Annotated in this window: 12 protein-coding genes and 1 pseudogene; 2 read left to right on the top strand and 11 right to left on the bottom strand. The window is 61.4% G+C overall.

Going from position 1 to position 11,321, the window contains the following annotated elements; all coding sequences use genetic code 11:
- Positions 1 to 50: 50 nt before the first annotated feature.
- From ACODSV_RS34615 to ltrA, 11 genes and pseudogenes are all read right to left on the bottom strand, one after another.
- Positions 51 to 314: pseudogene (locus ACODSV_RS34615) on the bottom strand (ABC transporter substrate-binding protein); the annotation flags it as partial.
- Positions 311 to 730 (bottom strand): nuclear FMR1 interacting 1 family protein, encoded by a 420-nt coding sequence (locus tag ACODSV_RS34610; RefSeq protein ID WP_150055632.1) that lies wholly within the window; start codon positions 728 to 730, stop codon positions 311 to 313. The pseudogene ACODSV_RS34615 and the gene ACODSV_RS34610, both read right to left, overlap by 4 nt.
- Entirely contained in the window at positions 727 to 1,344 is a 618-nt protein-coding gene (ribA, locus tag ACODSV_RS34605; RefSeq protein WP_024077645.1) for a GTP cyclohydrolase II, read from the bottom strand. The genes ACODSV_RS34610 and ribA overlap by 4 nt, the downstream gene beginning before the upstream one ends.
- A gap of 266 nt (positions 1,345 to 1,610) precedes the next feature.
- Complete coding sequence (gene thiL / locus ACODSV_RS34600; protein WP_150055631.1) at positions 1,611 to 2,576, bottom strand: thiamine-phosphate kinase; 966 nt, start codon at positions 2,574 to 2,576, stop codon at positions 1,611 to 1,613.
- Positions 2,577 to 2,594: 18 nt separating this feature from the next.
- Complete coding sequence (nusB, locus tag ACODSV_RS34595) at positions 2,595 to 3,095, bottom strand: transcription antitermination factor NusB (RefSeq protein WP_024077647.1); 501 nt, start codon at positions 3,093 to 3,095, stop codon at positions 2,595 to 2,597.
- Positions 3,092 to 3,568, bottom strand: a complete 477-nt coding sequence (gene ribH / locus ACODSV_RS34590) for a 6,7-dimethyl-8-ribityllumazine synthase (protein WP_003194576.1) — start codon at positions 3,566 to 3,568, stop codon at positions 3,092 to 3,094. The genes nusB and ribH overlap by 4 nt, the downstream gene beginning before the upstream one ends.
- A gap of 88 nt (positions 3,569 to 3,656) precedes the next feature.
- Positions 3,657 to 4,748, bottom strand: a complete 1,092-nt coding sequence (gene ribBA, locus ACODSV_RS34585; protein ID WP_024077648.1) for a bifunctional 3,4-dihydroxy-2-butanone-4-phosphate synthase/GTP cyclohydrolase II — start codon at positions 4,746 to 4,748, stop codon at positions 3,657 to 3,659.
- A gap of 15 nt (positions 4,749 to 4,763) precedes the next feature.
- Entirely contained in the window at positions 4,764 to 5,426 is a 663-nt protein-coding gene (locus ACODSV_RS34580) for a riboflavin synthase (RefSeq protein WP_150053731.1), read from the bottom strand.
- A 47-nt stretch (positions 5,427 to 5,473) separates the two neighbouring features.
- Positions 5,474 to 6,610 carry a bifunctional diaminohydroxyphosphoribosylaminopyrimidine deaminase/5-amino-6-(5-phosphoribosylamino)uracil reductase RibD gene (ribD, locus tag ACODSV_RS34575; protein ID WP_024077650.1) on the bottom strand — a complete coding sequence of 379 codons (1,137 nt, stop codon included), beginning with the start codon at positions 6,608 to 6,610 and terminating at the stop codon, positions 5,474 to 5,476.
- Entirely contained in the window at positions 6,607 to 7,071 is a 465-nt protein-coding gene (gene nrdR, locus ACODSV_RS34570; protein ID WP_041161032.1) for a transcriptional regulator NrdR, read from the bottom strand. The genes ribD and nrdR overlap by 4 nt, the downstream gene beginning before the upstream one ends.
- Positions 7,072 to 7,163: 92 nt before the next feature.
- Entirely contained in the window at positions 7,164 to 8,870 is a 1,707-nt protein-coding gene (gene ltrA, locus ACODSV_RS34565; protein WP_042853748.1) for a group II intron reverse transcriptase/maturase, read from the bottom strand.
- A gap of 1,182 nt (positions 8,871 to 10,052) precedes the next feature.
- On the opposite strand from ltrA, the gene ACODSV_RS34560 reads away from it, so the two are divergent.
- Both ACODSV_RS34560 and ACODSV_RS34555 read left to right on the top strand, forming a co-directional pair.
- The gene (locus ACODSV_RS34560; protein ID WP_069077100.1) at positions 10,053 to 10,508 is read left to right on the top strand and encodes a YbaY family lipoprotein; all 456 of its coding nucleotides are present in this window, start codon (positions 10,053 to 10,055) and stop codon (positions 10,506 to 10,508) included.
- Positions 10,505 to 11,158, top strand: coding sequence for a class I SAM-dependent methyltransferase (locus tag ACODSV_RS34555; protein ID WP_024077653.1), 654 nt, complete (start codon positions 10,505 to 10,507; stop codon positions 11,156 to 11,158). The genes ACODSV_RS34560 and ACODSV_RS34555 overlap by 4 nt, the downstream gene beginning before the upstream one ends.
- Positions 11,159 to 11,321: the final 163 nt, after the last annotated feature.

Genomic DNA, 11,321 nt, shown 5'->3' with positions numbered 1-11,321 from the left:
CATCAGGTCGTACTTGGGTCATTTGAAGGTGGGGTTTATGGAGCGCTTACGATGCTGCCGGGCCACAGCAGGATCAGGTCGGGCTTGAGGCTGAGCAGGCGCTCCATATTCAACTGCCCGTACTGCCCCACCGACGGCACTGTCGCCAGCGCGGCTGGCCGATCGCCGCCGTCCAGCACGCCCACCAGCAGGTCGGCAGCGCCCAGTTCAACCACGATTTCAGACAGGGATGGGGCCAGGCTGACCACCCGTTCGACCGCCAGGGCTTGGGCGCCGCACGCCAGCAGCAGGAGCGCCAGCCAGTGACGCATCATCCCAACTGACGTGGGATGCGATAGAGGTAAAACAGCACCAGGGTCGACAACGCCAGCAGAAACAGCGGCACCGCTTCCAGGCCGACGAACACCGCCAGTGCGCCAATCCAGGCCGGCACGGCAGCCACCAGCAACGCCGTGCGGCGCCGGGCCGCGAGGGTGATCCAGGCCGCGGGTTCTTCAGGGGTGTCGAGGGCTTTGGCGGTGGCGATCAGCGCGTGTTTATAGCCATGGAAAAAACGCAGGCTGAGAAACATCGAGGCCACACCGGCAATAAAGAACGGCATGGCCAGCACCGGCAGCAGGGATTCAGCGTGGCCAAAGACCAGGTTGATCACGAACAACGGCAGCAGCGCCAGGGCCAGGTACTGCCACCAGTTGAAGGACAGTCGCCGTTTTACCTGGCCTCGGGTCACGCGCGGTCGACCTCGCCCTGATGCTCGTTGCCCATCATGTGGTCGAGCTTGCTGGCCTTGGTGGCCAGGTAGAGTTTGTTGTGCGGGTTGTGCCCGGTGTGCAGCGGCACGCGCTCGGCCACGGTGATGCCCATCTCGGTCAAGGCTTTGACCTTGCGCGGGTTGTTGGTCATCAGGCGCAGGGATTTGACGCCCAGGTGCTCCAGCATCGGCAAGCAGATGCCGTAGTCCCGCTGGTCAGCGGCAAAGCCCAGGCGTTCGTTGGCTTCGACGGTGTCGGCGCCGCCATCCTGCAACTCGTAGGCGCGGATCTTGTTCAGCAGGCCAATGCCACGGCCTTCCTGGCGCAGGTACAGCAGCACGCCCCGGCCTTCACGGGCGATGGCTTGCATCGCGGCCTCCAACTGCGAGCCACAATCGCAGCGCTGGCTGAACAGCGCATCGCCAGTCAGGCACTCGGAGTGCACGCGGCCAAGTACCGGCGCGCCATCGGCGATATCACCCAGGCTGAGCACAACGTGCTCGCGCCCGGTTTCTTCTTCGAGAAAGCCATGCATGGTGAATGTGGCAAAAGGGGTAGGCAGCTTGGAAGCAGCGACGAAAACGACGGGCACCGTGTGCTCCTGATTTCAGATTTCACAGAGGCGGGCATTGTAACAGCACGTTCCTACAGACGCTTAAGCTGAATTATCGCTGATAAAGATCAATCGGTTCGATTGGCCTTCGTATCGGTTCTATGTGCAGGAACGAGGGGCCGCCTGGATCTTGCTCGCGAACCTCGTCAACGCTGACGCGCGCAGCCTGAATAAACGCGCTGTGCTTACGTTTTTCGCGAGCAAGCTCGCTCCTACAGGGCGCCTGGGACGGATGAGACGCCTGTTCAGGGCGTCTCGCGAAAGTGCTGATAGCCACGCACGACTGGGGTGATGTCCTGCCCGTTCGCGTCGAGCAGCGTCACCCCCTGCCCCGCCTCGACCCGGCCGATCACATGCACCGGCCAGCCGCCCGCCAGCAACGGCGCCAGCTCGGTCGGCGGCAGAGTGAACACCAGCACGTAGTCATCGCCACCACTCAAGGCCGCCACTCGCGCGGCATCATCCCCCACAAACGCGAGCAGGGCCTTGGACAAAGGCAGCGCCTGGCGCTCGATCAGCAGGCTGACGGACGACGCCTTGGCGATATGCCCGCAATCGGCCAGGAGCCCGTCGGAAATATCCATGGCTGATGTGGCCTTGCCCCGCAGCGCCAGGCCCAGGGCCAATTGCGGTTGCGGCGACCAGTAATGCGCCAGCAGTGGATCGGCGATGGCCGCCTCGGCGCTGCGCTGGCCCAGCACCAACGGCAAGGCGCCGGCAGCATTGCCCAGTTCGCCGCCCACACACAGCAGGTCACCCGGACGCGCACCGCTGCGCGTCAACGCCTGCCCGGCCGGCACCCGGCCAAACACGGTAAGGGTCAGGCTCAGCGGCCCGCGCGTGGTGTCGCCGCCGACCAGGCCCACACCGCAGCTTTGCGCCATGGCGTTCAGCCCCTGGGCATAGCGTTGCAGCCAATCGGCATCGACCGTCGGCGTTGTCAGGGCAAGGGTAAACGCAAGGGGATGGGCGCCCATGGCGGCCAGGTCACTCACCGCCACGGCCAGCGAGCGCTGGCCAAGCAGGAACGGATCACAGGGGTCGGCAAAGTGCACGCCGGCCACTAAGGTATCGGTAGAGATTGCCAGTTGCTCCCCAACGGGGAGCGCCAGCAGGGCGCAGTCGTCGCCGATCCCCAGGGCAATGCCTTCGCCGCCCTGCGCACAGGGCGCGGCGGCGAAGTATTTACGGATCAGCTCAAACTCGCCCATCGGGAACTCAAGCGCGGATCAGCGCTTGTGTTCCTTCACTTCGGCTTCACGCAGGCGCGGAGCCAGTTTATCGAGCACACCGTTGACGAACTTGTGGCCGTCGGTCGAACCGTAGACTTTCGCCAGTTCGATGCCTTCGTTGATCACCACGCGGTACGGCACGTCGACGCGCTTGAGCAGTTCCCAGGTGGACAGGCGCAGTACGGCCAGTTCAACCGGGTCCAGTTCTTCGATGGTCAGGTCCAGGCACGGTGTCAGTGCAGTGTCGATCTCGGTCAGGTTGGCCGGGACGCCATGCAGGATGTCGTGGAAGTAGCTCTGGTCGGCGAAGGTGAAATCGTTGTCGACACGAAATTGCGCTTCGATTTCATTCAGCGAGGTACCCGCCATATGACGCTGGTACAGCGCCTGGGTAGCGAGTTGGCGAGCCGCACGACGCTTTTCGCTTTTCGATGGCTTGCCGGCATCCGCAGGACGCTCGTCGCGCGGGTTGAAACGATCGCTCTCGTCGGAAATCACTTGGCCTCCAACTGCGACAGCAGGCTGACCATTTCCAGGGCGGACAGGGCAGCTTCAGCGCCTTTGTTACCGGCCTTGGTGCCGGAACGCTCGATGGCTTGCTCGATGGAATCCACGGTCAGCACGCCGAAGGCAACCGGCACGCCGAACTCCATGGACACCTGGGCCAGGCCCTTGGTGCATTCGCCGGCGACGTATTCGAAGTGCGGAGTACCGCCACGAATGACCGCGCCCAGGGCGATGATCGCCGCGTATTCGCCCTGCTGCGCAACTTTTTGCGCAACCAGTGGAATTTCGAAGGCGCCAGGGGCGCGGATGAGGGTGATGTCGCTTTCGCTCACACCGTGGCGAACCAGGGCGTCCACGGCACCGCTTACCAGGCTTTCAACCACGAAGCTGTTGAAACGGCCAACCACCAGGGCATAGCGGCCTTTGGGGGCGATGAAGGTACCTTCGATGGTCTTCAGGGTCATTCGACAAATCTCTTAAAGAGCCGGGACGCGAAAAGTGCGTCCCTCAGTGATGATTTAACCGCGAACAAGGGGCGAAAATCGCCGGCCTTTATTCGGAGGGCACGTATTCTACAACTTCCAGGTCGAAACCGGATATCGCATTAAATTTCATCGGTGCGCTCATCAGGCGCATTTTGCGTACGCCGAGGTCGCGCAGGATCTGCGAACCGGCCCCGACGATGCTGTAGGTGGTCGGTGTCTTGACCTGGGTGTTCTCGGCGGTTTCACGAATATGCGCGAGCAATACGTCGCCATCCACCGGGTTGCCCAGCAGCAATACCACACCGCTGCCGGCCTCGGAAACCGCAGCCATGGCGGCGCGCAGGCTCCAACGACCGGGTTGCTTGACCATCAGCAGGTCACGCAGCGGGTCCATGTTGTGCACGCGCACCAAGGTCGGTTCTTCGGCGCAGATGGTGCCCAGGGTCAGCGCCATGTGCACATCGCCCTCAACGGAATCACGGTAGGTCACCAAATTGAATTGGCCCAGTTCGCTGTCCAGCGGCTGCTCGGCAATCCGCTGAACGGTACGTTCGTGGATCATCCGGTAGTGGATCAGGTCGGCGATGGTGCCGATCTTGAGGTTGTGTTCGGCGGCAAACGCCTCGAGCTCGGCGCGACGGGCCATGGTGCCGTCGTCGTTCATCACTTCGCAGATCACGCCGCTCGGCTCGAACCCGGCCATGCGCGCCAGATCGCACGCGGCTTCGGTGTGGCCGGCACGGGCCAGGGTGCCGCCCGGTTGAGCCATCAGCGGAAAAATGTGGCCAGGGCTGACGATGTCTTCGGCCTTGGCGTCTTTCGCGGCGGCCGCTTGCACGGTGCGCGCACGGTCGGCGGCGGAAATACCGGTGGTGACGCCGGTGGTCGCTTCAATCGACACGGTGAACTTGGTACCGAAACCCGAACCATTGCGCGGCGCCATCAACGGCAGCTTGAGCAACTCGCAGCGCTCGCGGCTCATGGGCATGCAGATCAGCCCACGGGCGTGCTTGGCCATGAAGTTGATGTGTTCGGCCTGGCACAGTTCGGCGGCCATGATGATATCGCCTTCGTTCTCGCGGTCTTCGTCATCCATCAGGATGACCATCTTGCCTTGGCGGATGTCTTCAACCAGTTCTTCGATGCTATTGAGCGCCACAGGGCACCCCCTTGGTCAGGATTTCAGGTAGCCGTTAGCGGCCAGAAAACTCTCAGTGATGTTCCCGGTTGCAGGCTCTGCGGCCTTATCGCCCAGCAACAGGCGCTCCAGGTAACGGGCAAGCAAGTCAACTTCCAGGTTCACCCGGCGACCCGGCTGGTACGACGCCATGATGGTTTCGCTCAGGGTGTGGGGAATGATGGTCAGTTCAAATTCAGCGCCGTTCACGGCGTTCACGGTCAGGCTGGTGCCGTCGACGGTGATCGAGCCTTTGTGGGCGATGTACTTGGCCAATTCTTTTGGCGCGCGGATGCGAAATTCCACGGCGCGTGCGTTTTCGCTGCGCGATACCACTTCGCCGACACCGTCGACGTGGCCGCTGACCAGGTGGCCGCCCAGGCGGGTGGTCGGGGTCAGGGCTTTTTCCAGGTTGACCGGGCTGCCAGCCTTGAGGTCGTTCATCGCGGTGCAGTCCAGGGTTTCCCGGCTGACGTCGGCGGCAAAACCGTTGCCCGTCAGCTCGATGACGGTCAGGCACACGCCGCTGACCGCGATGCTGTCGCCCAATTTGACGTCGTCGAGGTCGAGCTTGCCGGTTTCAACCAGCAGGCGCACATCGCCGCCCTTGGGGGTCATGGCACGGATGCTGCCGATGGATTCGATAATGCCGGTGAACATGGCCTTCTCCTGGAAAACGGGACGGGCACTTGAGCGCCCGGTCAGAATTATACGCGCGCGGGTGGAAGCGGGATGGCAGTGACTCGCCAGTCGTCGCCTACAGCGCGCATTTCAGTGATCTTGAGTTGGGGGGCATCCGCCAGTTTCTCAAGCGGCCAGTCCAGCAAAGGCCGAGCGGCGGAACCGAGGAACTTGCCGGCGACGAAAATCACGTATTCGTCGACCAGGCCCTGCTGGGCAAATGCACCCGCCAGGCTTGGGCCGGCTTCCACCAGCACTTCATTGACGCCACGGGCCGCCAGCGCCACCAGCGCCGAGCGTAGGTCAACCTGGCCATCGACGCCGGGCACCACCAGGCATTCGGGGCCACGGGGGAACTGGTTTTCCGCAGTGACGCAGGTAATGACCAGCGCCGGGCCGGCCTTGAAGAACGGCGCATTGAGCGGCACCCGCAGGCGGCCGTCGATCAGCACGCGCAACGGCGGGCGTGACATGGCCAGGGCGGTGGTGGCGTCATCCAGGCCCAATTCCGCGGCGCGCACGGTCAGGCGCGCACCGTCGGCCAATACCGTGTCGGCGCCGGTCAGCACCACACTGGCCTGGGCGCGCAGGCGCTGCACGGCGGCGCGGGCGGCGGGCCCGGTGATCCATTGGCTCTCGCCGCTGGCCATCGCAGTGCGGCCATCCAGGCTCATCGCCAGCTTGACCCGCACAAACGGCAGGCCGTGCTCCATGCGCTTGAGGAAGCCTTTATTGAGGGCGCGGGCTTCCCCTTCCAGCACACCGCTGTAGACCTCGATACCGGCCTGGGCCAGGCGCTGCATGCCGCGCCCGGCAACTTCCGGGTTAGGGTCCTGCATCGCCGCGACCACCCGCGCCAGCCCGGCACTCACCAGTGCGTCGGCGCAAGGCGGGGTATGGCCATAGTGGCTGCAAGGCTCGAGGGTCACATAGGCCGTGGCGCCTCGGGCTTTACCCCCGGCAGCGCGCAAGGCATGCACTTCGGCATGGGGCTCGCCGGTGCGCACATGCCAGCCTTCGCCGACGACCTGCCCATCACGCACAATCACGCAGCCCACTCGCGGGTTGGGATGGGTGGTGTACAGGCCATTACGCGCCAATTCGAGGGCGCGGGCCATGTAGTGAGCGTCGAGGACAGCCTGTTCAGCAGAAGGTGGGTTCATTTCTTGACCGGCTCACGGGCCAGGCGGTCGATCTCTTCGCGGAACTCATTGAGGTCCTGGAAGCGTCGATACACCGAGGCGAAACGGATATAGGCGACTTCGTCGAGCTTTTGCAGCTCGCCCATCACCAGCTCTCCAACCACCAGGCTCTTGACCTCGCGCTCGCCGGTCGCACGTAGCTTGTGCTTGATATGCACCAGCGCCGCCTCCAGCCGCTCGACACTCACCGGGCGTTTTTCCAGGGCGCGCTGCATACCGGCGCGCAATTTGTCTTCATCGAAAGGCTGGCGACTGCCGTCGGACTTGATCAGACGTGGCAATACCAGTTCGGCGGTTTCGAAGGTGGTGAAACGTTCACCGCAGGCCAGGCATTCGCGCCGGCGACGCACTTGATCGCCCTCGGCGACCAGACGTGAGTCAATGACCTTGGTGTCGTTGGCACCGCAGAAGGGACAGTGCATGGTGGCAGGCAACAAAAAAGTCGGGTGGGGATGAGCCATTACTGGCTTATCCCCCCCTAAGAACCGTACGTGCGCCTTTCGACGCATACGGCTCAAGCCGTCATTAAGCCCCCAGAGGGAGCCGGTTTGTCCACGTGCAGACCACGGGTGTGGAGCTGATGGTGGCAGTTGGGGTGCAAGAGTACCCGATTCCCCATTGAGTCACTACCGCCCTGTGTGCGGAAGATTATGTGATGGTCGTGCCATCCCGTCTCTTTGGTGATCGGCTGCTTACACAACAGGCACAAACCTTTTTGACTGGCGTAGAGGCTACCGATTTGTTTCCGGTACTTCAGCTTATTCAGCATCCGGTCCATCCGCAGCTTTTCGCCCATCGTCTCCATGGCAGGGTCGTAGGGGTTGTAATCCCCACTCACCTTCTTGTGCCGCTCGATCGGAGTATCCGCAAGGGAATACAGCCCGATCTCCCGCCTCTTGCCGTTCGCCTCCAGAACCGTGGTTGCGAACATCCAACTTTTCCCTGCGATGGTTCGAAAATACTTCTTCCGGACCCATTCAAGAGATTTGTTGGGATGTCGCCTTTTCGCCCAACGCCAGAGTTTCACAAAAACTCTGTGGTCCATCCAGCTATACACTTGCTTGGCCACTACTGGCTGATGGTAAAACGCCCACCCCCTTAACATCGGGTTCAGCAGTCGGATCAAATCTTCCTGCTTACTCGTCTTATGGGTGTCGATTGCTTCCCTGACCTTGCTATAGAACGCCTTGACGTTCTTTTTACTCGGCTTGATCAGCAACGTTCCTTCGTATTTCCGGAAATTCCATCCAAGGAAGTCGAAGCCTTCGTCGATGTGGACGAGCCGCGTTTTCTTGAGTGACAGCCGTAGTCCTCGTGTTACGAGGAATTGCTCTACCCAAGGTTTCACCTCGTTTTCCAGTACCTCCGGAGAGGTACCCGTGATCACGAAGTCATCTGCGTATCGCACCAAATTCACCTTCAGCTTTTTCGCCCTTGTCACTCCTAGGTGTTGCTTGAGGAGTGTTTCCAGACCATCTAGTGCCAGATTTGCCAACACGGGGGAAATGATCCCCCCTTGTGGCGTACCCGCATCCGTTGCGTGTAACTGCCCCTTGTGGATGACGCCGGCCTTCAACCACTGCCGAAGCATCCGTACATCCGTTGGGACATTCCTTAGCAGCCATTCATGGTTGATGTTGTCGAAAAATCCTTCGATGTCCGCGTCCAGTACCCATTGAGCCGAGACTTTTTGGGATAAGCATACGAACAACTGCGCCATTGCATCCGCCGTGGAACGTTCGATCCTGAAGCCGTAGCTATTGGGATCGCCTCGGGTTTCAGCGACGGGAGACAGAGCCAGCATGTACAGCGCTTGCATGGCTCTATCCGTCATGGTTGGTATGCCCAGCGGGCGCTCCCGACCATCCGACTTCGGGATGTAGACTCGCCGTAGTGGCCGAGCCTTGTAACCCCGCGTTTTCAACAAACCAACCGCACTCCATTTCGCGTTAGGTGTATCCCAGAGTTGCTTATCGACTCCCGCCGTGCGGCTCCCCTGATTTTCCGTGACTCTCCGTACGGCCAAGTATCTAGCCGACTTCGAGCGGGTGAGCATCCGTTGCAGGGATTTGACCCTACGCCATTTGCCCTCCCGACAAGCCTTCGCAATTCGCACCTGCATTTCCCGGACGTTCCGCTGGACCCGACACCAATCGACGTCGTGCCACTGCTGTGGAATGCCGGAAAGCGCAGGCTCACCATGCTGGCTGAGCTCTTTCATGCTGCTTTCCTCTCAAAGTGAAACCACCCGAGCGGAAGGCGCACGTACCCCTTTCGGGGTGCATGCACCCCGAAAGGGTAGGATTATCAAGGGCCGATGAAGCTAAGCCCTGAAGTTGATGAGACGGTCTCAGTCAGAGTCATTGCGACAGAAGACCACGCAGAAGTCTGCCCGGTTTCCCGTGGGGTGATGTTCCAACCCCTGTCCAGACCATTACAGCCTGGCGTTCGCTTTCTCTGCGATCCCATACCCGCACCGCCAACAGTGTTCCTTGCGGTTCACCTGCCCAAAGGGCAGCGATACAGGCTTACCACGTTCCCTATCTGTCACACGACTGGGTTAGGACCCGCCTTTTCGCCGGTGGTCTTGATGACGACGTATCTCCACTCCCTACAGGGATAACCGACCACGTACCTTTTGGTTAGAGCCTGACAGCAGCTTTGGCTCCTTCATGCTCACGGCGTTTATCAGCGGTTCACATTAGTTGTCCCTACCAGTCAGCCTTGCGCCTCAACCCGGTGCAGCTCCGAGTCTCTACAGGCTTCCTCACGGAAGATCTGTACCCATTACGGGGGCTACGTTGTCGGGCGAGCTCCGAACAACACCGTTGCCAGTGATGCACGTCGCCCTAGGCTACCGTTGGTCGCACAACGAGTCCGCTACCATCCAGTGAAAGCGATGGTTGGACAATGACAGACAGAGCTTTCGCTCATGTCTCCGGAGAAATGGAAGCGGGGACGACCTAATAGGTCGCTCGCCTCTGAATTGTAACCTCCTGTTGCAAACGGGCAGGAGGAGACCCCTGCGGGGGTCTGGGCTCCCACAAGGGTTAGATTTAAGAGGCTCTCCAAAACCGGGGGTACCGGTTCTGCGGTCGTGCTACCGAGGGCTAAACGACCTTTGGGCTTGCCTGTCGCCGCAGCGATAAGTCCTTGAAGGCAATGGACTTCCGGGCAGGTTTTGTTTCCTGGGGGTGGCTACCCAAGTATTCGATTTCCTTGCGGAAATCCCATCAAGCTGACCATACAGCTTGATGCTGGAGACACGCTACGCGTGTCGCACAGGGAGGGCCATGGTAGCGCATCCCCGTGGCAAGACAAGCCATAGCCTTTACGGTATATAGGCTGACTATTATGTTTCATACTTTTTAAGCCACGGATTTTGTCCTTTCTGGAGCCGTACATGCAGTTACGACCGCTTGTTTTACTCACCCTGTTCAGTGTTCTGGTCGCCTGCAGCAGCGAAGCCCCGAAACCATCGACGCCACAACCGACGCCGCAGCAAGAGAAAAAAGTCCCAGGCATTGAAGACGTCGGCCCGCTGCCGGCCTATCAACGGGAAATCAACGGTACCCTCACCAACGTTCCCAGTGGCGCCGAGGTGGAGATGGCGCTGCTGGTGATCGACGACCGCAGCCGCCCGCAACAACTGCTCGCCAGCAGCGTGCTCAGTGGCAACGGCAAGCCCCTGGCCTTCCGCCTGCGCTTCAACCCCGAAGCGTTCCCGGCCGGTGCACGGGTTGAGTTACGCGGCCGTGCCAGCCAGTCCGGCCAGTTGATCCTGCACCTGCCCGCCGTACGCATCACCCAGGCGATCACCCAGACCACCGGCCCCCTGCAACTCGTCAAGGCACCATGACGCCACCGCTGGACCTGCAACGCGCCCTGAGCGAACTGATCGGCGACGCGCACCTGGTGCCCTGCCCCCTGCCGGGCACCGAGCTGTCGTTGTGGCTGCTCGATGCCGACAATATGGACCGCGCCTTCAGCCCCGAAGAAACCCGGCGCATCCTGCATGAACCGCCCTACTGGAGTTTTTGCTGGGCCAGTGGCCTGGCACTGGCGCGGTACCTGGCAGCGAACCCGGAATGGGTGAAGGGCAAGCGCGTGCTGGATTTCGGCGCCGGCTCCGGTGTGGCCGGGATTGCGGCGGTCAAGGCGGGCGCGTTGGAAGTGGTTGCCTGCGACCTGGATCCGCTGGCGTTAGCGTCCTGCCGCGCGAATGCCGAACTCAATGGTGTGGAACTGAGCTACTCGGCGGACTTTTTCGCCGAAGCCGACCGCTTCGACCTGATCCTGGTGGCTGATGTGCTGTACGACCGCGCCAACCTGCCCTTGCTCGACCACTTCCTCAGCCGTGGCCGCGAAGCGCTGGTGGCGGATTCGCGAGTGCGGGACTTCCAGCACCCGGCCTATCGGCGGCTGGAGATACTCGATGCGCTGACGCTGCCGGACTTGGCCGAACCTTGGGAGTTTCGCAAGGTGAGCCTGTACCATTCGCGAAGATAACCCCCAATCGTCAGGCCATTTCCGACTTTTTGAGTATGAGGCCTCTTTCGGCGAAGCCCTTATGCGCAATGGCATCTACTCACTTTTTTCTGTGGCGAGCGGGCTTGTCCCGCGTTGGGCTGCGCAGCAGCCCCAATAAGAACGCTGCAGTGTGCCAGGCAGC

It is taken from the genome of Pseudomonas sp. FG86 (assembly GCF_057808775.1).
This window is presented reverse-complemented; position numbering and strand designations above follow the sequence as displayed.